This is a genomic window from Flavobacterium sp. I3-2, assembly GCF_013389595.1.
GTDB lineage: Bacteria > Bacteroidota > Bacteroidia > Flavobacteriales > Flavobacteriaceae > Flavobacterium.
The window spans coordinates 2,464,160-2,488,160 of the sequence record NZ_CP058306.1 but is presented as its reverse complement, the minus strand read 5'-3'; the positions used below and the strand labels follow the sequence as shown (position 1 = coordinate 2,488,160).

Sequence of the window (24,001 nt, the reverse complement as noted above, 5' to 3'; positions counted from 1 at the left end):
TTTATTTCATTTCGATTGGAGGAAATGACCATTTTTTTACAACAGCCAAAATGCGGATCACAATAACGGTTGCAGCTGTAAGTAAGTAAATTAAATCATCATTTAAGTTTAAATAGCGAAGTCCAAAAAAAACAAAACCTCCAACAATACAAGCTGTTGCATAAATTTCTTTACGAAAAATCACAGGGATTTCGTTACATAAAATATCGCGTAAAACACCTCCAAAACAAGCCGTTATAGTTCCTAACGAAATACAGATGAATGGATGTAAATTAATTTCGACACCTTTTTCCAATCCAACAAGCGTAAAAAGACCGATTCCGATTGTATCAAACAAAAATAAAGACGTTCTGAAAATACGTAATCGCTGTCTAAAAATTGTTGCCAAAATAGAACTACCTACAATTATATAAAAAGTATTTAAATTTAGTAACCAAGAAACTGGTGTATTACCAATTAAAACATCTCGTAAAGTTCCACCACCAATCGATGTTACTAAAGCAATAGTTAATACACCAAAAAAATCTAAACGTTTTTCAATCGCTGCTAATGTTCCAGAAACTGCAAACGCTACGATTCCCAAGAAGTTTAATATATCAATAAAGTTAAATATCATTGTAAAATTGAATTGCAAAGTGATAAAGATAAATCAAATGTTTGAAAATTAGAATTACTAATCTATAAATTCATTTTAGAATTAAAGTTTATTTAAATTTGCATTCTAAAATAAGTGAAAACCTAAAATGAAACAAATTTCAAGCATCCAAAATCCGATTATAAAGAATCTGGTTCAACTACAAGAAAAATCAAAAGTTCGTAAAAACACAGGAACTTTTATAATTGAAGGTCGTCGTGAAGTTTCATTAGCTTTGATAGGTAATTTTAAAATTCAAACGGTTTTATTCTGTTCAGATTATATTTCAGAACATGAAATCGTAACACTAATAAAAGATTCACAAACAATTTCACTTATTGAAATTACTAAAGAAGTTTATCAAAAATTAGCTTACAGAGATACCACTGAAGGTTTAATAGCGGTTGCAGAAAATAAATCAAATCAATTAAGCAATTTAAATCTTAGAGAAAATCCATTGATATTAATTGCAGAATCTCCAGAAAAACCTGGAAATATAGGTGCTTTGTTACGAACTGCCGATGCTGCAAATATTGATGCAGTAATCATTGCAAATCCAAAAAGTGATTTATATAATCCAAATGTAATTCGGTCAAGTGTTGGATGTGTTTTTACGAATCAAATCGCAATGGCAAGTTCAGACGAAGTAATTGCTTTTTTGAAAACTAAAAAAATTGACATTTATAGTGCTATTTTACAAGAAGCACAACCCTATTATACTCAAAATTTCAAACAAGCTAGTGCTATAGTTGTTGGAACTGAAGCTACTGGATTGAGTGAAATTTGGAGAAATGAATCTAAACAAAACATTATTATACCGATGGAGGGCGCCATAGATTCAATGAATGTTTCGGTTGCTGCAGCAATTTTGCTATTTGAAGCTAAAAGACAACGCGATTATTCCAAGTAAAGTTTGATTTTTAAAGATAAAAATATAAATTTGAGAATCGATTTTTTTTAATACTTTGAAATTAACTTTAAACATAAACTAAACTATAAATATGAAAAATAATTCTATTACATTAAAGTCAGGGAGTTTTATAAGAAAAAATTGGGGTAAAATAGCACTTACTGCTTTTATTTTTGGGAGCTCATTAAATACAAATGCGCAAGTTATTCATAAAGAAGAACGTTTTCTTAGTGATTACAGATGGAAATTAGGATTATCAATGAATAGTGTTAATGTCAATTTCGATAAAAGTGATCCATTAAAAACTTCAGATTTTAGTACAATGGCAATTCCATCAAAAGTTACTTTAGGATATGAGTTTGTAAATAATTTATCAGTTGAGGCTGCTTTTTCTTTTAATAAATTAAAACCAGGAAGTTTCACTAATGGAGTTCCTTTATATTCACATAAAGATATTTATACATTTAGTGGATCTCTTTTGTATAGTCTAGGTGGTTTATTTAATATTCCTGTTGTAGATCCATATGTAAAAGCTGGAATTGGTTATTTAAGTTTTGGAGAGCGTAACTATACTACAGGAGATTTTGGTGGAGGAATTAACTTCTGGATAGCAGATTTTGGATTTATGCAAGATTATAGATATCCAGCAGAAGCATGGTATAAACGTTTAGGAATTAATATAGAAGCTATGGCAAAGAAAAATATTACGAATAGTAAAGCCCTTGGATCTCATGTTCAATTTTCTGCAGGTGTTTTTTATGCTTTCTAAAAAGTAACTCTCATAGATTAAAAGCAAAGTTTAAAAGCTTTGCTTTTTTGATTTTTGTATTGCCAACCTACTAATAAAATACTATATTTAATACTTCAACCAAAAAGGATTATGACAGAATTAGAAATAGAACAAGAAAATAAAGCTATAGCTCGAGAATATAAAGAATTATTGAGCATAAGTTATCAAACACTTAACGACGACGAAAAAAAACTGATTCGAAAAGCGTTTGACGTCGCTGTTGATGCGCATAAAAATCAGCGCAGAAAATCGGGTGAAGCTTATATATTTCATCCAATTGCTGTTGCAAAGATTGTAGCTTCAGAAATTGGATTAGGTCCGACTTCTATTGCTGCTGCATTGATGCATGACGTAGTTGAAGATACTGATATTACAGTTCAGGATATTGAAAAGATGTTTAATCCAAAGATTGCTAAAATCGTAGAAGGATTAACAAAAATATCGAAATTAGAACCAGACCCTGAAGTTTCCATGCAAGCTGAAAATTATCGTAAAATGTTACTTACATTAAACGATGATGTTCGCGTTATTTTAATTAAAATTGCCGACCGCTTGCATAATATGCAAACTATGGAAAGCATGGCAGCTTATAAGCAAGCCAAAATTGCGTCAGAAACTTTATACATTTATGCGCCTTTAGCGCATCGTTTAGGATTATTTAATATTAAAACACAGCTTGAAGATTTAGGTTTAAAATATACCGAACCTGAAGTTTACAACGAAATAGTTAGTAAAATCAAAGAAACTAAACAAGAGCAAGAAGCTTATATTGAATCGATTACAAGTGTTTTAAAAGAATCTTTGACAAAAGAAGGTGTCGAATTTACAATTAAAGGCCGTCCCAAATCTATCTTTTCAATCCGTAAGAAAATGAAAGTTCAAAATGTGAGTTTTGAAGAGGTGTATGATAAATTTGCAATCCGAATTATTTACCATTCTTCACTTCATGATGAAAAATTCATTGCTTGGAAAATATATTCAATTGTAACAGATTTTTACCGTCCAAGTCCGAGTCGTCTTAGAGATTGGATTTCTTCTCCAAAATCAACAGGATACGAAGCCTTACACATTACTGTAATGGGACCAAGAGGACGTTGGGTTGAAGTTCAAATTCGAAGTGAACGAATGGACGAAATTGCAGAAAAAGGTTATGCTGCTCATTACAAATACAAACAAGGTGTTACGGAAGAAAACAGTTTGGACATTTGGTTAAACCAACTAAAAGAAACACTTGAAAATCAAGATGCTAATGCTATTGATTTCGTTGAAGACTTTAAATTGAATTTATATTCAAAAGAGATATATATTTTTACTCCAAAAGGAGAAATCAAATCATTACCTAAAGGTGCTACAACTTTAGACTTTGCATTTAGTATTCACTCTGAAGTTGGAATTCATACACGAGGTACAAAAGTAAACGGAAAATTGGTTCCATTAAATCATGTTTTAAACAGTGGAGACCAAGTTGAAATTATTACATCTCAAAATCAAAAACCAAGTATTCATTGGCTTGAATTTGTAACTACTGCTCGCGCTAAGAACAAAATCAAAAATGTTCTGAACGAGAATATGAAAAAAATTGGTGAAGATGGCAAAGAGTTATTGATGCGAAAAATGCGCCATCTAAAAATCAATTTGGATGAAAAAACAATTAATGAACTTGCAAGTTTCTTTAAATTAAAAACAAGTTTAGATTTATTTTATCGCATAGGAATTGGTGCCATTGACAATCAACAATTAAAAGAATTTGCAAATCAGAAAAACAGTAATGCGTTCTTCAACTTCTTTAAGAAAACAATCAAAAAGGGCGAAAATGTTGAAGTAATATCACCGTTTTCAAACTTAGATTTATTGGTTTTTGGTAAAGACGAAGATAAATTAGATTATAAATTATCAACGTGCTGTAATCCAATTCCAGGTGATGACGTTTTTGGATTTATTACGATTAACGAAGGAATTAAAGTACATAAAAAAGATTGTCCGAATGCCATAAGCATGCAATCAAATTACGCTTATCGAATCATTCAAGCCAAATGGATAGATTCGTCTGCACAAGAATTCAATGCAACTTTAAAAATTCGTGGTATTGACAGTATGGGATTAACCAACGAACTTACCAAAGTGATTTCTAACAACATGGCTGTCAACATTCGTAGTATTTCGTTGAGTTCAGACGCTGGTATTTTTAATGGAGAAATTACAGTAATTGTCAATAATATTTCAACTTTAAATAAATTGATTGATAATATTCAAAAAATAGATGGCATCGAAAAAGTATCGCGAGTAAACTCAAAATAACATAAGTTTTTATTAATAAAATTTTACTCTCAAAAAATAACACATATATTTGCAATTGATTAAGGAAGCATTCCATGGAAATAAACAAAAATCAAGATATTGTTAAAAACGTTTTTACGAAATATTTAGAAGATAAAGGGCACAGAAAAACTCCTGAACGCTACGCTATTCTTCAAGAAATATACGAAAACGAAGAACATTTTGATATAGAATCTCTTTATATTAAAATGAAAAATAAAAACTATCGCGTAAGTAGAGCGACACTTTATAACACGATAGAATTGTTATTGGAATGTGGCTTAGTTCGACGTCATCAATTTGGTCAAAATCAATCACATTACGAAAAATCGTATTTTGACAAGCAACACGACCACGTAATCATGACAGATACAGGTGAAGTTGTAGAATTTTGTGACCCAAGAATTCAGACTATAAAAAAGACAATTGAAGAAATCTTCAATATCGATATCCATAATCATTCGTTATATTTTTATGGAACAAAGAAAAAAGACAACACAACAGAAAATTAACACAATCTAACATACTAAACCATGACAGTAGATTTACTACTTGGCCTTCAATGGGGAGACGAAGGAAAAGGAAAAATTGTAGACGTTCTTACATCTAAATACGACATTATTGCTCGTTTTCAAGGTGGACCAAATGCAGGACATACATTAGAGTTCGACGGAATTAAACACGTTTTAAGAACGATTCCATCTGGAATTTTCCATAAAAATTCAATTAACATTATCGGAAACGGTGTGGTTATCGACCCTGTTGTTTTCCAAAAAGAAATTGAAGGACTTGAGAAATTTAACATCGACATTCAATCGCGTTTATTCATTTCAAGAAAAGCACATTTAATTTTACCAACACACCGTTTATTAGATGCAGCATCTGAAACTGCAAAAGGAAAAGCGAAAATTGGTTCTACACTTAAAGGTATTGGTCCAACATATATGGACAAAACTGGAAGAAATGGTTTACGTGTAGGTGATATTGAATTAGCTGATTTTAAAGAAAGATATCAAGCTTTAGCTGAAAAACATATTGAAATGATTGACTTTTATAAAGTTGATTTACAATATAACTTAGCTGAAATGGAAGCTGAATTTTTTGCTGCAATTGAAGATTTAAAAAAATTAAAATTCATTGATTCTGAAGCTTATTTAAATCAAGCATTAAAAGATGGAAAATCTATCTTAGCTGAAGGAGCTCAAGGTTCGTTATTAGATATCGATTTCGGAACATATCCGTTTGTAACATCTTCTAACACTACAGCTGCTGGTGCTTGTACAGGTTTAGGAATTGCTCCTAATAAAGTAAAAGAAGTTTTTGGAATTTTCAAAGCCTACACAACTCGTGTTGGTTCAGGTCCGTTCCCAACAGAATTAACTGACGAAATTGGTCAAACAATGGCTAAAGTTGGTAACGAATTCGGTTCTGTTACAGGACGCGCTCGTCGTTGCGGATGGTTAGATTTAGTTGCTTTAAAATATGCAGTTCAAGTAAACGGAGTTACAGAATTATATATGATGAAAGGTGATGTTTTATCTGGATTTGATACTTTAAAAGTTTGTACAGGTTACGAATATAAAGGTCAAAATATTGAGCATTTACCTTACAACATTGAACCAGAAAACGTAACACCTATTTACGTAGAGAAAAAAGGTTGGAAAGCAGATTTAACAGGTTTAACTTCATATGAAGAATTACCTGCTGAATTAAAAGAATATATTGAGTTTATTGAAAAAGAAGTTGAAGTGCCAATTAAAGTAGTATCAGTTGGACCAGACAGAAAACAAACAATCATAAAATAATACAAAGCCGATTCGAAATTGAATCGGCTTTTTTTATAAATTTAGATTTCTAAAATAAATGGCTATGAATACATCGATATTAGATATTTTAAAACAAATGAATTTACCTATTCGTAGTTTAAATCAAAAACTATTTGAACAACCGTTTCACGATGATTTAAAAGTACATTTAATGCAATTAAATATTACAAATTCTGAAGATTTTATACAAGAAATTTCAGTTGTGAAATCCATCGATAAATTAAAATCATTTGCTTTTACAGATTCGAATCATAACTTTAAATTAGTTCCATTTTCAAAACAAGGAGAAAATGAGTTAGATATTTCATACGAATATTATCAAACAAAAATTGGAACTCTTTTAATAGCTTCTACAAATTTAGGTATTTGTTATGTTGCCTTTGAAACAAAGGAAAAACCAGCGCTACCCTATTTAAAAGAAATTTATAAAAATGCTTATTTCAAAATAGAAAAAAATAAACAACATCAATACGTTCTAGATTTTATAGATGGTAATGAAAGTCAAGAAATTACATTTCATATAAAAGGAACAGATTTTCAAATGAACGTTTGGAACGCATTACTTGACATTCCGAAAGGTAGTTTAACTTCGTATGGTGAAATCGCAAAAAGAATAAATAAACCTAAAGCTTTTAGAGCCGTCGGAACCGCTATTGGAAACAATCCAATTAGTTTACTAATTCCGTGTCATCGTGTAATACAATCTAACGGAAGTTTTGGCGGTTATATGTGGGGATTACCTACAAAGTTTTTATTGATTGGCTGGGAAGGATTACAAAAATAAATTTATGAAAACCTATATTGCTTTACTTCGCGGAATTAATGTGTCTGGAAAAAACATCATAAAAATGGATGCTTTGAAAACATTTTTTTTAAATTTAGAATTTGAAAATGTTCAAACCTATATTCAAAGCGGAAATGTGATTTTTTCTACTAATAAAAATGACTCTCATTTGCAGCTAGCAGATTTAATTTCGGATAAAATTAAAGAAACGTTTGAATTAAATGTTCCAGTTTTAGTTTTAGAAAAGAACGAATTAAAAACTATTCTAAACCAATTACCGTTTACAGATTTTGATGAGAAAAATATGTATTTCACTTTTTTAAATCAAACTTCTAAAATAACGGATTATTCAAAAATCTTAGAAAAAAAATCTGCATCTGAAAAAATACAAATTTCAGATAAAGTTGTTTACTTAGATTGTACCATTGGATACGGAAATACCAAATTATCAAACAATTTTATAGAAAAACAATTAGACGTTTTATGTACTACTCGAAATTTAAAAACTTGTAAGAAGTTGTTGGAACTAGCGAACACAATATAATCTGATAAAAATTGAATTAATGAGATTTCTTAAATAAATTTTGAATTTTATCAGTTAACTGCTTGGGCGGATAAAGATGAAGCAACGAAAATGCAACAACAAACCATCCAGAAATGCTACATAATATATTTGGAATTTCTTTCAACACTTCGCCATCTTCGGTTTGATAACTAATATTTTCTTTAAGATTTGGAATAAATGCTAAAAATATCAAAACAAAACCTAGCAAAAGTCCAATTAAAGAAACGTAAAAATGATTTCTTAGCCAATTATTTATTTTAGAATTTAGACGAATTGGAAGTCCAATCAACGAACATAAAAAAATCGTAATTCCAGAAATCAGAATAGCAAAAATGGGCTGAATAATAAATAATCCGAAATAGTTTTCAAATCCAGAATCACTATCAATTAAAGCAAATATCATATAAATGTAAAAAAGAATTGCAAATGATGAAAACAATTGGATAACTAAAACAATTACGCTAAGAATTTTGTTCATTTTTAGAATAACTTAAAATTTAAGTTCGAAATTAATTTTCATGGCAATTTATTAGAAAAGTCAATAAAATCCAAACCACGTTGAATAATATAATTTATTAAGATTAAAAAAATATTTTATTAAAAAATTTATTATATTTATCTGTCTTTTAATCAAATACAAAAAAATGAGAACAAAAGTTTCGATAGTTTTGATGTTATTAATTTCGAATTTAATGCTTGCTCAAAATAAAAAAATCATTGAAATTTTAAACAAGCAATTACTTTCGGAATACAATAATTATTATGATGAATTTGAAAAAGAATCTTTTAAATTAATTGAGCCTTATAATATTGATACAAAAGGTATTTTAAGTTATAAATTTTCTGAAACACCAAATGATTATAATGGAAAATCGATTACAAAAAGAAGCGTTCCTTTGAACAAGATTATAAAAATAGATAAAGATATGAATCTTGTTTTCTTTACTGAAGGTGGAGATGTTTTAGAAGAGATTGAGGTTTTTGATGAAAACAACAAATTGATTGAAGAACGAATTAACCAGATTACTATTTTTCAAACTTACATTAACAAAGAAAAAAATAACGAACGTTTAAAAAAATCTATATTAAAAGCCTTTAAAAAAGCTGGTTATAAAGTTACAAATGAATATTGGTACGATTAAGAAACTAGAAAACCAACCAAAATATAATTTATATTAATTAAAAAATTTACACATGAAAAACTTATTTTATTTAATGCTTTCATTGTTTGTCCTAACAGGATGTTCAAACGATGATAACGATGTAATCGCAAACGATGTACAATTTACGACTGTCGGAAAAAACAGTTTAAACGGTGGCGAAAATATTCCGCAATCTAATTTTGTGTTTAATAACCAAGCAGATTGGAATAATTTTATTAATCAAGTTGATGCTATAAACAGTTTAAGCGGAACTTTTAATGAAACAAATATTGATTTCAATGCATTTACAGTTATTGCAGTAGTTGAAGAAATTAAAACTTCAGGATCAGAAATTAATATTGTTAATGTAATGGAAAACACCAACAATATTCATATTTCAAGCGAATTGACCATGTACGCTTCTACTGTAATAAGTCAACCGTTTCATATTATTAAAATTCCAAAAACAAACAAACCAATTATTTTTGAATAATTACAAAAAAAGGAAATTTCGAGATGAAATTTCCTTTTTCCATTTAATAAAAATTTATAAATTTTCTAAGTCTTTCAGTAAATTTTTGGAATCATACTCATATTCTTCAGGTAGAGAATCATTATTTATAAAATATTCATAATACAATGGAGGTAATCCTACTTCTTTTCGTCTTGTATCTAAGTTTTTTATGTCTTGAAAATTTTGTCCCGAACCTAAATTTCCTAGTCCATGTAATGTATAAATAGAACCATTATTAATGTCTTTAATTTTATTGGAAAATTCTTCAAAATCAACAAAAAAATCTTTTTCCAAATTTCCAGATTTAATTTCATTTCTTAAATAACTTTTAAAAAATTGCCAATAGATATTAGATTCATCACTATAAACTCCTCTTTGATGCCATAAAATCAACCATGATCTTGGTTCAAATCCATATTTTTGTGTTAAGATCATTAATTCATTAATATTTTCTTCGTCAATTTCATGAGTTAATTCGTCAAAAACTTTTTCATTCTGCCTTATTAATTGATCCTTAGTTATAAGATTCATAATACTTAAATAAGCAGCTGGATTTTTAAGATTCTGAAAATATTCTTTTTCATAGATATTGTAATCCTTCAAAACTACTTTAAACTCATTTAATTTTTTATAATCGCTCAATTTTTCATAAGAATCAATAAAATTATACGGAGCCAATTGGTAAGTAATACTTTTTACTAAAATTTCTTTTGCTTTTTTATTTTTTTTCAATTGAAAAGCAATAGCAGCAGCATTTAAATAATCGTAAGAATTTACAGAATTTGGACTCATTTTTATTGCTTTCAAATAGCAATCTAGTGCTTTTTTGTCGTTATTTATTTTGTGATAATATTCAGCTAAATAAATATTTTTTTGTGCAAAAAATACATTTTGAGAATAATTCTTTTGAATAAAAAACAATAAAACAAGTAATATAAGTTTTTTCATAATTTTCAACATATTCATTTTTAATTAAATATACAGTTTTTAAATTAATCATCTTATAAAACAAAAAAGGAAATTTCGAGATGAAATTTCCTTTTTATTTATTTTTTACTGTAAATGTAATTTAAAATAATCTGCAATTTTAGCATTTAAATGTATGCGATCTTTACCAGAAACGTTGTGTTCGTGTGTTGGATACAAGAAATAATCTACTTGCTTACCAGCTTTGATACAAGCTTCGATAAATTCCATACTGTGTTGCTGAACAACTACCGGATCTTGCGCTCCGTGAATCATTAGCAAACGTCCTTCTAAATTATTTACTTTATCTAATGTACTTGTTAAAGCATAACCTTCTGGATTATCTTGCGGTGTATCCATATAACGTTCGCCGTACATAACTTCATACCATTTCCAATCAATAACAGGTCCTCCTGCTACGCCAACTTTAAAAGTCTCAGGATAATTTAACATTAAAGAAGTTGTCATAAAACCACCAAAAGACCAACCGTAAACTCCAATTTTATCAGCATCTACAAATGATTTCGATTTTAAAAATTCAACACCTTTCATTTGATCTGCCATTTCGTTCTGACCTAAATTACGGTGAATAACCTGAACAAAATCTCGATCTCTCGCATCACTTCCACGATTATCTAAAGTAAACACCACAAAACCTTGTTGTGCCATATAATAATCAAACAACGAAGCACCTCCTAACCATTTATTTTGAACCAATTGAGCATGCGGACCTCCGTAAACATAAACCATAACTGGGTATTTTTTGTTCGGATCAAAATTAGCTGGATAAATAATACGTCCGTTTAAATCTGTTTTTCCGTCGGCTGCTTTGATTTTTACCATTTCCATTGTTGGAAGTTCTGCAACTCCTTGATATGGATTTTTAGAATCAACCAAAGTGGTTTCTTTTTTAGATTTTGCATCTACAATAGCAATCTTATTCGGAGTTTGCGTATTTGAGAATTGATCGTAATAGAACGTGTTGTCTGAATTAAACTTTGCGTTATGAAAACCTGAACCTGTGGTTATTTGTGTAGTTTTACCCGATTTTAAGTCAACATTAAACAACTGACGATCTAATCCATTATTCGTTACTCCAATGTATGAAACTGAATTTCCTTTAGCATCAAAATCTAACAAATCTTTTACAACAACGTTATTGTAACCTAATTTTTTAATTAACTTTCCGTTTGTATCATACAAATACAATTGATTAAATCCATCTTTTTGAGATTGATACAAGAACTGTTTTCCGTTTGGTAAGAAAGTTAATGGATTTTGAGGTTCTACCCATTTCGTCGATTTTTCTTCAAATAAAGTTGCAACTAATTTCCCATTAGCAGCATCATATTTATTCAATTTTAAATGATTTTGATCACGATTTAAAACTCCTATATAAATGTATTTACCAGACGGATCCCAAGTAATTTGAGTTAAATATTGTTCTTTTGGCTCACCTGTTTGAATGGTTACTGTTTTACCCGTATTTACATCGTAAATATTTAAAGTAACCTCTTCACTTTTCATACCTGCCATCGGATATTTTGTATTCTTTACTTCGGCAATACGAGTATCAAATTGAACTAATGGATAATCAGTAACCATGGTTTCATTCTTTCTGTAAAAAGCCAATTGACTATTTACTGGATTCCACCACATGCCTTTATCAATACCAAATTCTTGACGATGTGTATAATCACTTCCGTTTACTATTCCTTCACCATCATTTGTAACCTGAATTACTTTTCCGTTTGCATCAGTAATAAAAATGTTATTACCTTTAAGCCAAGCCATTGCATTTCCTTGTTCAGAAACAACCTGATTCAAAGCACTTCCGTCCATTTTAAAATAAGAAATAACCTTTTTTGAAGGAACATCAAAAGTTATTACATAGTTTGCTTCTGCTCCAGTTGCGTTGAATACTAGAGTGTTCGCATCTTTCCATTGGTAATCATACGGAAAAATTCTGAATTTAAATTGTTCGTCTTTAATTGTATTATTTAAAGCGTCAATCAAATCAGACTTTGAAAGCATTGTAGCTTCTGTCCAATTATTTGAAGCATTTCTACTCAATAAATTTTGATATGTACGATCTAAATATGTTAATGTTTTAGGATCTTTCCATTGCGCTGCAACCAAATTTTCAGGAGCAAATGTTGTATAGCTTCCAGAAGTTGCTTCTTCAATTGTTAAATTGCGTTGAGCAAATGTAAATTGAGCCGCAATTAAGAAGGCAAAAAGTGAAATTTTTTTCATTATTAGTTGAATTTTGGCTAAGGTAAAAATACTAATGTAAAACACAAAATTTGCACTGAAAAAAAGCTGTTACAAATTTTGCAACAGCTTTTTATGAATTTTAATTAATATCTTTTTTTCTCTTTTTAAACAAATATACTAAACTTCCGATTATTGATAATAAAATCAAAATACTTGAAATTAAAGCTATTTTGCTTCCTTTAGAAACAACTTCTGGATCAAACTTAAACTCAATGGTATGTTTTCCTCCAGGAATTAAAAGCGCACGTAAAACATAATCAGCTTCAAACATTTCTGTTTCTTCACCATCGATTGTAATTTTCCAACCTTTAGGATAGTAAATTTCAGAGAAAACAGCTACTCCTTCGTTCGGATTATTACTTTCGTATTTTAAATAATTAGAACGAGAATCTACCAATTTAATCGTCGCTAAGCTGTCAACAGTATATTCTGGTTTTAGAATTCTTGATGTATTACCTGTTTCGATTAAAGCTGTCGTTTTAGTTTTTACTTTTGATAATTCAATCATGATTTCATCAGCAGAAGGAAGCGTTTTTATTTCAGATACGAACCAAGCATTTCCGTTTGCTTCAGGATTTTGTAATGAAATAGGATTTTGATTTTCATCTTGAGAAATTACATATTTCACATTAAACATATTCAAAATCTCATAATTCTGTTTAGTTATCTGATAATCATAAAGCTCTTGAACTTTCTTAGGTTTAGCCGCATGATAACCGCCTAAAGCTTGATGGAAAAATACAGTTCTTCCACTGTTAAAAGGACTTTGCATATCAAAAACTCTAAAGTTTGATTTGTCTTGTAGAATTTTATCATCAACAATAGTTTTCACAAATGGATTTTTAACCTGAGAAGCATTTACGAAGTTTGATTTATTAACATAATTCCAATCAATCATAATTAAATCAATAATCATAACAATTCCAATGATAATTAAAGCTGATTGTTCTGATAACTTTTGCTTGATAAAGAAATATAAAGCTGCTGCAGCTAATGTGATAAAAAATAAGGTTCTGATTAAATCACTTACGTACATCGATTGACGATCTTCAATCAAAGCAGTGACATAACTTGGTCCAATTTCACCATAAACTTGCATGATATAGTCATCATTCGCACCTTGGAAATCTAAAAACAATTTACAAGCAAATAAGAAAACAACAATGGCACCTGAAACAATTCCTGATTTTTTTAAGGCATCTAATTGTTCTTCTTTTGATGACTTAAAGAAACTAGCTAAACCAATAATTGCTAAAGCCGGAATACATAATTCGGCAATTACTTGTATCGAGGTTATTGCTCTAAATTTATTGTACATCGGGAAGTTATCAATCATAAAATCGGTTAACGGGAAATTTTTTCCCCACGATAATAAAATAGATACAATTGCTCCAATTACAAAAATGTATTTGAATTTTCTTTTTTCAGTAAAAAGAGCTAAAATAAATAAGAAAATAACGATTGCTCCAATATAAGCTGGAGCTGCCACAATTGGTTGATCTCCCCAATAAGTCGGAGCTTGTTTGGTAAAACCTTCAACATCAGCAGGAGAAGCTCCTAAAGATGTAATAAAATCTCCAACATTCGAATCTGTTCCAATATCTTCAGCATTACCACCACCTAATAATCTTGGAACAAATAAATTAAATGTTTCAAAAACTCCATAACTATATTCGGTAATATATTCATGAGACATCGCGTTAGCTCTATCTTTTTCAGTACCATCTGGATTAAAAGTTAATTCACTTTTACTTCTTGTACTAAAATCAGAATATTCGGCAGTTGCTAACAAGTTTGTTGCATTTGCACCTATGGCTAAAATACCAGAAACAATGAAAATACCAATTATTTGAACTAACGATTTAAAATCTTTTTGTTTGATGTAAACTACAGTATAATAGATTGCGACAATCAACAAAAGAAGCAATAAATAATAAGTCATCTGAAAGTGATTGGTACTTATTTCAAGTGCAGCGGCAATAGTTGTTAGTATAAACCCTGTCAAATATTTTTTTCTAAATACTAAGAAAACACCAGCCAATACCATCGGCATATAAGCAATTGCATGAGCTTTTGCGTTATGACCTGCTCCAATAATTACGATTAAATAAGTTGAAAAACCAAATGCTAATGCACCAAAGAAAGCTTGTAAAGGCTTAATTCTAAACGAACAAAGTAAAATATAAAAACCAATGAAATAAATAAATAAATAATCTGCTGGACGAGGTAAAAAACGGATTACACTATCTAATGCTTTAATATAATTGTGCGGATATTTTGCTCCCAATTGATACGTTGGCATACCACCAAATGCACTATTATTCCAATATGATTCTTCGTTGTAGGTTTCACGAAATTCAACTTGTTCTTTTGACATGCCGGTATATTGAACAATGTCTGATTGGAAGATTTCTTTACCTGAAAGTACAGGCGAAAAATAAGCTAAAGCAACAATAATAAATCCGATAATTACAAGAACATGCGGAATAAAATTCTTTAAATATTTCATTAATTAGTTTTTAAAAAATGTATGCTAAAATAATAATAAAAGTTTAGTGATTAAATTTTTTCTACATTAAAAAAGCCTTATCCTAAATTTAGAATAAGGCCATCAATTATAGATAAACTTAAAATTATTTTATTTCTTCAAAATCAATATATTCTCCGACTTTTCGTTTCTCACGAGGAATGCCATTTTTAAAATTATCAGATTGATTTGTATTTGAGTTTGTATAAGTATTATCGTACGATTCATTATTTTGATTATAATAATCTTGTGTTCTTTGTTGAAAGTTTTGTTCGGCCTTACTAATCGCTTTTTTGATTAGAATTGGTCCAAAAAATCGAAATGCGAATTTAAAGAAATACCATATCGCAACGATAATGATAAGTGTTTTCAAAAATGCCATGTGATAAATTTTATATTTATTCAAATATACTATTTTAAATGTTTTTTTTAACAATCAAAATCTTAAAAAAAGTATAAAATATTCGAAACCGGTTCTTGAATAGTTTATTCAATTACAAATTTCAAACAAAAAAACTTGATATGATAAATATCATAAATTATAATCCTTTGTTTAAATACATTTGATTAAAATATTTAATACAATGTCTAGCTTAATTCAAAAATACAATGTTCCTGGTCCAAGATACACAAGCTATCCAACTGTTCCGTATTGGGAAGCAGCTTCTTTTTCTTTAGATTTATGGAAAAAAAATTGTAAAAAATGTTTTGATTTAACCAATTTCAAAGAAGGTATTTCTATTTATATCCATTTGCCTTTCTGTGAAAGTTTGTGTACGTTTTGTGGTTGTCATAAACGAATTACAAAACGCCATGAAGTTGAAATACCATATATAGATTTGTTGCTAAAAGAATGGCAATTATATTTAGATTTATTTGAAAACACACCCATTATTAAGGAAATTCATTTAGGTGGAGGTACACCAACTTTTTTTTCTCCAGAAAATTTGGAACAATTAATAACGGGACTTTTTGAAAAATCAATCATTCATAAAGATTGTGAAATGAGTTTTGAGGCTCATCCAAATAATACAACAAAAAAGCATTTAGAAGTTTTATATAACCTTGGTTTTAGAAGATTGAGTTTAGGAGTTCAAGATTATGATCCAATTGTTCAAAAAGTGATAAACAGAAATCAAACTTTCCATTCTGTTGCAAAAGTGACCATTTGGGCAAAAGAAATTGGTTATACATCTATTTCTCATGATATAATTTACGGTTTACCTTTTCAAACTTTAGAATCAATTAAAGATACAGTCGAAAAAACTAAATCTTTAAACCCAGACCGATTAGCTTTTTACAGCTATGCACATGTTCCGTGGATCAAAGGAAATGGACAACGTGGTTTTAATGATGAAGATGTTCCGAAAGATGAATTCAAAAGAGAGCTTTATGAATTAGGAAAAAAATTATTGCTTGAAAATGAATTTATTGAAATTGGCATGGACCACTTTTCTACATCAGAAGATGCTCTTTATCAATCATATATAAACAATGATTTAAACAGAAACTTCATGGGTTATACCTCATCAAAAACAGAAGTTTTGATTGGTTTAGGTGTTTCATCAATTAGTGATTCGTGGAATGCTTTTGCTCAAAACTCAAAAGATTTTAAAGAATATGAAGATTTAATTCATCAAGGAAAAATTCCTGTTGTCAAAGGTCACATTCTTAATAACGAAGATTTAATCATCCGAAAAGTTATTTTAGATTTGATGTGTCAATTTAAAACAAATTTAGGTTTGATTCCACATCATTACTTTGAAGAATTTAAAATTTTAGAAAATTTAGAAGAGTTTATACAAGATGGTTTAGTTGAAATTAAAGATACGGAATTATATATTTTAGAAGAAGGAAAACCATTTATTAGAAATATTTGTATGGTATTCGATTTTAAACTAAAACGAAATAAACCTAATACGCAATTATTTTCAATGACTATTTAATAAAAAAAACGAAAACACTTATAAATAATTTACGATTTGTTCAAATATTGTTTGTTTATTGTTGTACGGAACAAATCGGAGTAAATATTCGTTCTGAAATTTACTCAACTATTTTGACATTTTATTTTTCCTTAAAAAATGTCTGTAAAAAGAAAATCCTTCAATAACGAAGGATTTTCTTTTAGTTTATATTTTTTTAGCTTCATTCCAATAAACATCCATTTCTTCTAATGTCATATTTTCTAAAGACTTTCCATCAAGTTTTGCTTTTTCTTCTAAATACTGAAATCGTTTAATAAATTTAGCATTGGTTTTTTCAAGTGCATTTTCTGGATTAATGTTTACGAAACGTGCATAATTAATCAAAGAAAATAAAACATCTCCAAATTCAGCTTCCATATTTTCATGATTTTTAGCTAAAACCTCATCTTGAAATTCAACCAATTCCTCTTGAACTTTTTCCCAAACTTGATCAGCATTATCCCAATCAAAACCGACTCCTCTAGCCTTTTCTTGAATTCGATTTGCTTTAACCATTCCCGGTAAACTTTTTGGAACTCCGCCTAAAACAGATTTATTACCTTCCTTTAATTTTAGTTTTTCCCAATTTTGTAAAACCTGTTCTTCGGTTTCAACAATTTCATTTCCGTAAATATGTGGATGACGAGCAATTAATTTATCAGAAATTGCATTGGCAACATCAGCCATATCAAAAACTTTTTGTTCGCTACCTATTTTAGCATAAAAAACAATGTGCAACAACACATCACCTAGTTCTTTTTTGACTTCATTCAAATCGTTTTCGATAATTGCATCACCAAGTTCGTAAACTTCTTCGATTGTAAGATTTCTAAGCGATTCTAAAGTTTGCTTTTTATCCCATGGACATTTTTCTCGAAGTTCATCCATAATGTCTAACAAGCGATTAAATGCTTCTAGTTGTTGTTGTCTTGAATTCATAGCTTTATTTTTTTATGTAAAAATAAGAAATCCTGCGCAATTGGCAGGATTTCAATAATTATTTAGAATATACAATTATTCTTCTTCTTTTTTAGCTTTTGGTTTAGCAGCTTTTTTAGCTTTTGGTTTTTCTTCAACAGCAACTTCTTCTACAACTTCAGCTTCATCAAATACTGAACTTGTTTGAACTGGACCATTGAAAACAGCAACCATGTTAGCTTTTTGCATCATATTGTACCAGCTAAAAACTTTTTTAATATCCGAAACATATACTCTGTCTGCATCGTAATCAGGAACGATTTCAGAGAAATAAGCTACTAACTCAGGATCAGTTGCTTTATGTGAAATTGCAGGTCCGTTTGATTCTTTTCTTGCAATTTTTCCGAAGATTTCAAATAATTTAATTTCTCCAGTTTGAGTATATATTGAGATTTCTGATAATAAACTTACGTTACTTCTTAAACCAACTGTTAACTTTTTTCCATCAACTAAAGATTCAGCAATAAATCCTGATCTAGTTTGAATTTTTAATTCGTATAAACCTGGTTTCCCAGAAATAGCTAATACTTTTTCTACGCTCATTTTTCTTCTTTTATTAATACGGTCACAAATATCTTAATTTGAAATTAAAATGCAAATATTATCGACCTTTTTTGTTTATGAATTTCATTTTGTAATCAGGATGAACCTTCCCATCCATGATATTTTGTAATCTTTTAGCATTTAATTTCTTCTTCAATGTAGAAATTTTATCTGTAAATAATATTCCTTGAATATGATCGTATTCATGCTGAATCACACGCGCAGCAAAACCATCGTAAACTTCAGTGAATTTTTCAAAATTTTCATTAAAATATTCAATCGTTATAATTGGCTTACGCATAACATCCTCTCTCACATTCGGAATACTTAAACAACCTTCATTAAACGCCCATTCTTCTCCTTCTTCTTTCGTGATTTTGGCATTGATAAATGTTTTTCTAAGTGTTTTTAGAACATTTCTCTCTGCTTCAGATAAATCCTCATCTTCTCCAAATGGACTACAATCAATAACAAACAAACGGATTGCTAAACCAATTTGCGGTGCTGCTAAACCAACTCCTGAAGCATTTTCCATCGTTTGGAACATATTTTCAATAAGTTCTTGTAAATTTGGATAATCTTTTGCGATTTCTATTCCTTCTTTACGTAATACGGGATCGCCGTATCCAACTATAGGTAATATCATTTCGATTTAGTTTAAATTAAAACATCTAAAAATTTTAGACCGTGCAAAATTAAACATTTTTTATTGGATTGTTATTTGAATATGGATATAGTTTATAAAATATAATTGTTATATATTTCAAAAACGAAATTATATAATTCAAAATACCACTTTTTTAACAAATTTATGTACCAAAAAATAGTAAAAAAAATAAGCGATAATCATTTGTATGATGCTATAAAAATAGCAGTTGCAGGTAGTATTCCATTTATCTTTTTTCACGAACCAGACAATTTTTCAATTGCTTTTGCTATCTCTTTAGGAGCTATTTTAAATGCGCCAACTGACATTCAAAGTAGTTTAAAACATAAAATAAACGGTTTAATACTTGGAAGTTTTTGCATTGCTTTAATTACATTTTTACTAGGAGTAACTAAACCGTATCCTATTCTTTTTTATCCGGTTTTTATTACTATTATCTTTTTTTCGACCATGCTTTCGGTTTACGGTCATCGTGCAAACTTGATGTCATTTGTTTGTTTGTTAACTGTAAGTTTAGCCTTTATCAGAGATTATCAAGGTTGGGATTTGATTAAAAACAGCTTACTATTATTAGCTGGAGGAATTCTATATTTAATTGTTTCGTTGCTCTTTTATTTTTTTAAACCTAAAAGATATATTTTTTTAGAAATTGCTAATTGCATCGAAAAGACTGCCGAATATCTAGATTTAAGAGCTTCGTTATGGAACACAAATAGCAATAAAAACAAAATCATAGAAAAACAACTTGAGATTCAAATCAAATTAAATGAATATCATGAAAGCATACGCGAATTTCTTATCCGAAATAATGCAAATACGAGCAACTCATCCAACAATAGAAAGTTATTAATTTCACTTACATCGTTAATCGAGATTTTAGAAATTGCAACATCAAACTCATTTGATCACGATCGCATTCATAAATTATTCAAAGACGACCCTTCATTAATTAAAGAATATCAAAAATTAGCAGAAGATTTTGCTCTAAGTTTACATGCTTTATCTTACAGCATTAAAGTAAATAATGTATACCACTCACCTGTTTCATTAGGAAATCAAATTAAAGCAATCAAATTACATTTAGATGAATTTCAGAAAAAACAAAATTGGTCTGACGTTCAAGAAGAAATTGTAACATTCAATAACGTTTTACATTATGCAGAACGTCAAGTTGAAAAAATTAAAGGAATTGAACGCGTTTATAAAGGTCGTGTAAATACAGATGAACTTCGTGGAAAATATAAAGATTTAGAAAAATTCTTAACTCCTCAACATTATCGATTTGCAACATTAAAAGAAAATTTAAACTTTTCGTCAACTACGTTTAGACATGCAACCAGACTAACATTAACGCTTTTAATTGGCTTTTTACTTGGCAAAATTTTACCCTTGCAAAACGAATATTGGATATTAATGACCTTAGTTGTAATTATGAAACCTGACTACGGTTTAACTAAAAGTCGTTCGTTAAGCCGTGTAACCGGAACCATTTTAGGTGGAATTATTGCATTTAGTACTTTATATTTTGTTGACAATGTAACTGTATTATTAATTCTGACTTTCGTTGCAATGATTATTGGAAATTGGTTAACCTATTCTGATTACAAAATTGGAGTTATGTTTTTAACCATGTATGTCATTTTTATGTACGGAATTTTAACACCCGATTACAACAACATGCTATTGTTCCGAATTATAGATACCGTAATTGCAGCTATTCTTGCCTTATTAGCAACACAATTAATTTGGCCATCTTGGGAACATTTACACGTTAAAAAATTCTTATCAAAATGTATTGTTGCTAACCGAAAATATGTCGAAGCAATTAAACAATATTATATAGTTAAAGGTGAACCTTCATTAGAATATAAATTAGCACGTAAACATGCGTTTATTGAAGTTGGTAATTTAATGGCTTCTTTTCAACGTATGAATCAAGAACCAAAATCAAAACAAAAAAACAAAGCCGAAGTTTATGAATTAACGGTATTAAATCAAACATTAATTTCAGCAGCTGCATCCGTCGGAATATACATTCAATCACATCAAACAACCGAAGCTTCTCAGGCGTTTGGAGTTGTAATGGATAAAATATTATACAATTTAGATTTAGCAGATAAATTTATTCATCGAAATGCACATTATGATTTGATTTCTGAAAACGAGTTAAAAAAATTTGAAGGTAGTTTTTTACAAATCAAAAAATTAAGACGCGAAGAAATAGAAAATAGTGATTTATCTCCAGAAGAACGCATTCGCAGATTGGAAGAATCTCAATTAATTATTGACCAATTAATTTGGATGATTAATATTTCTGAACAAATTGTAAATACATCTAAAAAATTTCAAAACTAAAAAAGGTCGCTCATGTATTTGAGTGACCTTTTTTGAGATAACAATTTTATGAATATATGTTTCATGTAATTGTTCAGAATTAATAATCTATTTAGCGATTATTTTTAAAATTATTTAAATTTAAAATCAATAAATATGCTTTTTATTAGATTTTAAAAAAGTTTATTTTTTAAATTTCTTTCAAAAAGAAAGGGTTTTAAAACGAAATTTCAATATTATTTATTTCTATTTTGAAACTTCGTTCGCGAATATACAATTTTTTGTTCATAAAATAAAAATTAATTTACACAATTTCATATAAATACAAAATCAAACATTTTCGGTTAAAAGATTTAGTACTAAAAAAAGGTTTATTATTTTTACAATAAAAATGACTTACAAGCCACGTCAATTAGCGTTAATTATATTTGTTTCGATTGTTTTAATTTGCATTCCAATCATCGGTTCGCACGAATTTAAAACAGGCGAATCTATTTTTGATTCCATTTTTTTTCAACGAAGATTTACGGCTTCAATCCTAGTAGTCATTTTTTTTTATTTGAATTATTTTTATTTCATTCCTAAATTTTATTTCACCAAAAAATATTTCATTTACTATTCGATTGTAATTTTATTTTTCATTTTTGTAATAAAAGTTCCAGAATTTATAATACCAGATATCGGAATACGTCCAGAAAATTTTCCAATGCGAAAAAAAGGTTTCAAAGGCGGAAGAAAAAACGATTCGGAATTGGTACGCATTTTAATGGATAGAAATACATATCAATTTATAATTTCGTTTTGTATTTCAATTTTACTTCGTTTAAACATGCAAATGTCAGCGATAAACGATGAAAAATTAAAATCAGAAGTTTCGTATCTTAAAGCACAAATAAATCCGCATTTTCTATTTAATACATTAAACAGCTTATATGCATTATCTTTAGAAAAATCTGATGAAGCACCTGATGCCATTTTAAAACTTTCAAGTATTATGCGTTATGTGGTTACCGAAAGTTCAAATGATTTTGTTTCATTAAATAAAGAAATGAAATACATCGAAGATTATATTGATTTACAAAAACTACGCATGGTTGATTCGACAAATTTTAATTTTATTAAAGAAGGAAATTTCAATCAAAATAAAATCGCTCCTTTGATATTAATTCCGTTTATCGAAAATGCTTTTAAATATGGATTGAATCCTGAGAAAGATTCTTTTATTTCAATTCAAATTCAAATTTTAGAAGGCTCTTTAAACTTAAATGTTTCCAATTCAAAAACAGTTAATAATGTTCACGAAAAAGCTAAAACCGAAACTGGAATTGAAAACACCATTTTAAGACTAAACTATATTTATCCTGAAAAACATAAATTGGTTATTGAAGAAACAGAAGACGTTTATAATTTAAATTTAAAAATAAATTTACAATGATAAAAGCAATTGCCATAGATGATGAACCATTAGCATTGAAAATTTTAGCACATCATTGTGACAAAATTGAAGAAATATCTCTTGAAAAAACGTTCACAAATCAATCTGAAGCTATCGATTTTATAAATAATAATAAAGTTGATTTACTATTCTTAGACATTGAAATGCCACAACAAAACGGCATTGATTTTTATAAAGCATTGGATAAAAAAATAATGGTTATTTTCACAACAGCTTATGACCAGTACGCTTTAGAAGGTTTTAATGTAAGCGCAATTGATTATGTAATGAAACCAATCAGTTTTGACCGTTTTAAAGAAGCCATTGATAAAGTGATAAAAATTAAAAAGCTAATCAATAATAAGGACGAACAACCATTTATTATGATTCGAGCAGATTATAAACTAAACAAAATCTATCTTAAAGATATTCAATACATCGAAGGTCTTGATGATTATATTCAAATCCATATTGACAATCAATCAAAAATTGTAGCCCGAATGTCCATGAAAGCGATACTAGAATTATTACCCTCAAAAGAATTTATTCGGGTACATCGGTCGTTTATCATTCCAATTAAAAGAATAAAAAATATTCAAAACAAACAAATTGAGACAGATAGCGTAACAATTCCTATTGGTGAAACTTATAAAACAGAAACTCTAAAAGCATTAAAATAAATTTAACAATAAATTATAAAGACTTTCTTTGAATTAATTTGGAAATTACAATTTATTATTACTATCTTTGTATAGCTCAAAAAGAAATAAATTTATTTTTGAGTTTTTCATAAGTGTTTTTTTTGGTTATAAAAGCGGAGTCATTT

General features: G+C 28.8%; 22 protein-coding genes. 13 read left to right on the top strand and 9 right to left on the bottom strand.

The features are described 5' to 3' along the window. Position 1 precedes the first annotated feature (1 nt). Positions 2–616, bottom strand: a complete 615-nt coding sequence (locus HW119_RS11830) for a trimeric intracellular cation channel family protein (RefSeq protein WP_410503957.1) — start codon at positions 614–616, stop codon at positions 2–4. A gap of 127 nt (positions 617–743) precedes the next feature. On the opposite strand from HW119_RS11830, the gene HW119_RS11825 reads away from it, so the two are divergent. The 7 genes from HW119_RS11825 (at position 744) to HW119_RS11795 (ending at position 7,804) form a co-directional block, all read left to right on the top strand. Beyond that, entirely contained in the window at positions 744–1,544 is an 801-nt protein-coding gene (locus HW119_RS11825; RefSeq protein WP_177764651.1) for a TrmH family RNA methyltransferase, read from the top strand. Between the two features lie 91 nt (positions 1,545–1,635). Then, on the top strand, positions 1,636–2,313 hold the full coding sequence (locus HW119_RS11820) for an outer membrane beta-barrel protein (RefSeq protein ID WP_177764649.1): 678 nt from the start codon (positions 1,636–1,638) through the stop codon (positions 2,311–2,313). Positions 2,314–2,424: 111 nt separating this feature from the next. Next, positions 2,425–4,632, top strand: a complete 2,208-nt coding sequence (locus tag HW119_RS11815; protein ID WP_177764646.1) for a RelA/SpoT family protein — start codon at positions 2,425–2,427, stop codon at positions 4,630–4,632. A gap of 74 nt (positions 4,633–4,706) precedes the next feature. Further along, positions 4,707–5,162: a Fur family transcriptional regulator gene (locus HW119_RS11810; RefSeq protein ID WP_177764644.1), complete on the top strand. Its 456-nt coding sequence runs from the start codon at positions 4,707–4,709 to the stop codon at positions 5,160–5,162. 21 nt (positions 5,163–5,183) lie between these two features. Further along, entirely contained in the window at positions 5,184–6,455 is a 1,272-nt protein-coding gene (locus HW119_RS11805) for an adenylosuccinate synthase (RefSeq protein ID WP_177764642.1), read from the top strand. Positions 6,456–6,519: 64 nt separating this feature from the next. Further along, positions 6,520–7,260 (top strand): methylated-DNA--[protein]-cysteine S-methyltransferase, encoded by a 741-nt coding sequence (locus tag HW119_RS16855; RefSeq protein WP_177764640.1) that lies wholly within the window; start codon positions 6,520–6,522, stop codon positions 7,258–7,260. Between the two features lie 4 nt (positions 7,261–7,264). Then, on the top strand, positions 7,265–7,804 hold the full coding sequence (locus HW119_RS11795; RefSeq protein WP_177764638.1) for a DUF1697 domain-containing protein: 540 nt from the start codon (positions 7,265–7,267) through the stop codon (positions 7,802–7,804). 16 nt (positions 7,805–7,820) lie between these two features. On the opposite strand, the gene HW119_RS11790 is transcribed toward HW119_RS11795, so the two are convergent. After that, positions 7,821–8,303 (bottom strand): hypothetical protein, encoded by a 483-nt coding sequence (locus HW119_RS11790; RefSeq protein WP_177764637.1) that lies wholly within the window; start codon positions 8,301–8,303, stop codon positions 7,821–7,823. A gap of 166 nt (positions 8,304–8,469) precedes the next feature. Here HW119_RS11790 and HW119_RS11785 point away from each other — a divergent pair, with 166 nt between their 5' ends. Both HW119_RS11785 and HW119_RS11780 read left to right on the top strand, forming a co-directional pair. Continuing rightward, positions 8,470–8,967 carry a hypothetical protein gene (locus HW119_RS11785; RefSeq protein ID WP_177764635.1) on the top strand — a complete coding sequence of 166 codons (498 nt, stop codon included), beginning with the start codon at positions 8,470–8,472 and terminating at the stop codon, positions 8,965–8,967. A 52-nt stretch (positions 8,968–9,019) separates the two neighbouring features. Then, positions 9,020–9,460, top strand: coding sequence for a hypothetical protein (locus HW119_RS11780; protein WP_177764633.1), 441 nt, complete (start codon positions 9,020–9,022; stop codon positions 9,458–9,460). Positions 9,461–9,514: 54 nt separating this feature from the next. Here HW119_RS11780 and HW119_RS11775 read toward each other — a convergent pair whose 3' ends face one another. From HW119_RS11775 to HW119_RS11760, 4 genes are all read right to left on the bottom strand, one after another. Further along, positions 9,515–10,429 carry a tetratricopeptide repeat protein gene (locus HW119_RS11775; RefSeq protein ID WP_177764631.1) on the bottom strand — a complete coding sequence of 305 codons (915 nt, stop codon included), beginning with the start codon at positions 10,427–10,429 and terminating at the stop codon, positions 9,515–9,517. Positions 10,430–10,534: 105 nt separating this feature from the next. Continuing rightward, the gene (locus tag HW119_RS11770) at positions 10,535–12,703 is read right to left on the bottom strand and encodes a S9 family peptidase (protein ID WP_177764629.1); all 2,169 of its coding nucleotides are present in this window, start codon (positions 12,701–12,703) and stop codon (positions 10,535–10,537) included. Positions 12,704–12,803: 100 nt separating this feature from the next. Next, positions 12,804–15,233, bottom strand: a complete 2,430-nt coding sequence (locus HW119_RS11765) for a YfhO family protein (RefSeq protein WP_177764627.1) — start codon at positions 15,231–15,233, stop codon at positions 12,804–12,806. A 124-nt stretch (positions 15,234–15,357) separates the two neighbouring features. Further along, complete coding sequence (locus HW119_RS11760) at positions 15,358–15,657, bottom strand: DUF4834 family protein (protein WP_255497866.1); 300 nt, start codon at positions 15,655–15,657, stop codon at positions 15,358–15,360. 178 nt (positions 15,658–15,835) lie between these two features. On the opposite strand from HW119_RS11760, the gene hemN reads away from it, so the two are divergent. Continuing rightward, entirely contained in the window at positions 15,836–17,197 is a 1,362-nt protein-coding gene (gene hemN / locus HW119_RS11755; RefSeq protein ID WP_177764625.1) for an oxygen-independent coproporphyrinogen III oxidase, read from the top strand. 186 nt (positions 17,198–17,383) lie between these two features. Here hemN and mazG read toward each other — a convergent pair whose 3' ends face one another. From mazG to def, 3 genes are all read right to left on the bottom strand, one after another. Next, positions 17,384–18,157 carry a nucleoside triphosphate pyrophosphohydrolase gene (gene mazG / locus HW119_RS11750; protein WP_177764623.1) on the bottom strand — a complete coding sequence of 258 codons (774 nt, stop codon included), beginning with the start codon at positions 18,155–18,157 and terminating at the stop codon, positions 17,384–17,386. Positions 18,158–18,232: 75 nt separating this feature from the next. Continuing rightward, positions 18,233–18,739 carry a DUF5606 domain-containing protein gene (locus HW119_RS11745; RefSeq protein WP_177764621.1) on the bottom strand — a complete coding sequence of 169 codons (507 nt, stop codon included), beginning with the start codon at positions 18,737–18,739 and terminating at the stop codon, positions 18,233–18,235. A gap of 58 nt (positions 18,740–18,797) precedes the next feature. Further along, a complete protein-coding gene (gene def / locus HW119_RS11740; RefSeq protein WP_177764618.1) occupies positions 18,798–19,385 on the bottom strand; it encodes a peptide deformylase in 588 nt (195 codons plus the stop codon). Between the two features lie 165 nt (positions 19,386–19,550). On the opposite strand from def, the gene HW119_RS11735 reads away from it, so the two are divergent. The 3 genes from HW119_RS11735 to HW119_RS11725 all read left to right on the top strand — a co-directional run bounded on the left by HW119_RS11735 (position 19,551) and on the right by HW119_RS11725 (position 23,855). Continuing rightward, a complete protein-coding gene (locus HW119_RS11735) occupies positions 19,551–21,761 on the top strand; it encodes an FUSC family protein (protein WP_177764616.1) in 2,211 nt (736 codons plus the stop codon). Between the two features lie 370 nt (positions 21,762–22,131). Further along, positions 22,132–23,175, top strand: coding sequence for a sensor histidine kinase (locus tag HW119_RS11730; protein ID WP_177764614.1), 1,044 nt, complete (start codon positions 22,132–22,134; stop codon positions 23,173–23,175). Next, positions 23,172–23,855 (top strand): LytR/AlgR family response regulator transcription factor, encoded by a 684-nt coding sequence (locus tag HW119_RS11725; protein WP_177764612.1) that lies wholly within the window; start codon positions 23,172–23,174, stop codon positions 23,853–23,855. Before HW119_RS11730 ends, HW119_RS11725 begins: the two co-directional genes overlap by 4 nt. Positions 23,856–24,001 lie beyond the last annotated feature (146 nt).

What these genes read in the sequence shown, in the direction of transcription:
- HW119_RS11830 (WP_410503957.1), bottom strand. Translation starts at nt 616, where the DNA reads ATGATATTTAACTTTATTGATATATTAAACTTCTTGGGAATCGTAGCG.
- HW119_RS11825 (WP_177764651.1), top strand. Translation starts at nt 744, where the DNA reads ATGAAACAAATTTCAAGCATCCAAAATCCGATTATAAAGAATCTGGTT.
- HW119_RS11820 (WP_177764649.1), top strand. Translation starts at nt 1,636, where the DNA reads ATGAAAAATAATTCTATTACATTAAAGTCAGGGAGTTTTATAAGAAAA.
- HW119_RS11815 (WP_177764646.1), top strand. Translation starts at nt 2,425, where the DNA reads ATGACAGAATTAGAAATAGAACAAGAAAATAAAGCTATAGCTCGAGAA.
- HW119_RS11810 (WP_177764644.1), top strand. Translation starts at nt 4,707, where the DNA reads ATGGAAATAAACAAAAATCAAGATATTGTTAAAAACGTTTTTACGAAA.
- HW119_RS11805 (WP_177764642.1), top strand. Translation starts at nt 5,184, where the DNA reads ATGACAGTAGATTTACTACTTGGCCTTCAATGGGGAGACGAAGGAAAA.
- HW119_RS16855 (WP_177764640.1), top strand. Translation starts at nt 6,520, where the DNA reads ATGAATACATCGATATTAGATATTTTAAAACAAATGAATTTACCTATT.
- HW119_RS11795 (WP_177764638.1), top strand. Translation starts at nt 7,265, where the DNA reads ATGAAAACCTATATTGCTTTACTTCGCGGAATTAATGTGTCTGGAAAA.
- HW119_RS11790 (WP_177764637.1), bottom strand. Translation starts at nt 8,303, where the DNA reads ATGAACAAAATTCTTAGCGTAATTGTTTTAGTTATCCAATTGTTTTCA.
- HW119_RS11785 (WP_177764635.1), top strand. Translation starts at nt 8,470, where the DNA reads ATGAGAACAAAAGTTTCGATAGTTTTGATGTTATTAATTTCGAATTTA.
- HW119_RS11780 (WP_177764633.1), top strand. Translation starts at nt 9,020, where the DNA reads ATGAAAAACTTATTTTATTTAATGCTTTCATTGTTTGTCCTAACAGGA.
- HW119_RS11775 (WP_177764631.1), bottom strand. Translation starts at nt 10,429, where the DNA reads ATGAAAAAACTTATATTACTTGTTTTATTGTTTTTTATTCAAAAGAAT.
- HW119_RS11770 (WP_177764629.1), bottom strand. Translation starts at nt 12,703, where the DNA reads ATGAAAAAAATTTCACTTTTTGCCTTCTTAATTGCGGCTCAATTTACA.
- HW119_RS11765 (WP_177764627.1), bottom strand. Translation starts at nt 15,233, where the DNA reads ATGAAATATTTAAAGAATTTTATTCCGCATGTTCTTGTAATTATCGGA.
- hemN (WP_177764625.1), top strand. Translation starts at nt 15,836, where the DNA reads ATGTCTAGCTTAATTCAAAAATACAATGTTCCTGGTCCAAGATACACA.
- mazG (WP_177764623.1), bottom strand. Translation starts at nt 18,157, where the DNA reads ATGAATTCAAGACAACAACAACTAGAAGCATTTAATCGCTTGTTAGAC.
- HW119_RS11745 (WP_177764621.1), bottom strand. Translation starts at nt 18,739, where the DNA reads ATGAGCGTAGAAAAAGTATTAGCTATTTCTGGGAAACCAGGTTTATAC.
- def (WP_177764618.1), bottom strand. Translation starts at nt 19,385, where the DNA reads ATGATATTACCTATAGTTGGATACGGCGATCCCGTATTACGTAAAGAA.
- HW119_RS11735 (WP_177764616.1), top strand. Translation starts at nt 19,551, where the DNA reads ATGTACCAAAAAATAGTAAAAAAAATAAGCGATAATCATTTGTATGAT.
- HW119_RS11730 (WP_177764614.1), top strand. Translation starts at nt 22,132, where the DNA reads ATGACTTACAAGCCACGTCAATTAGCGTTAATTATATTTGTTTCGATT.
- HW119_RS11725 (WP_177764612.1), top strand. Translation starts at nt 23,172, where the DNA reads ATGATAAAAGCAATTGCCATAGATGATGAACCATTAGCATTGAAAATT.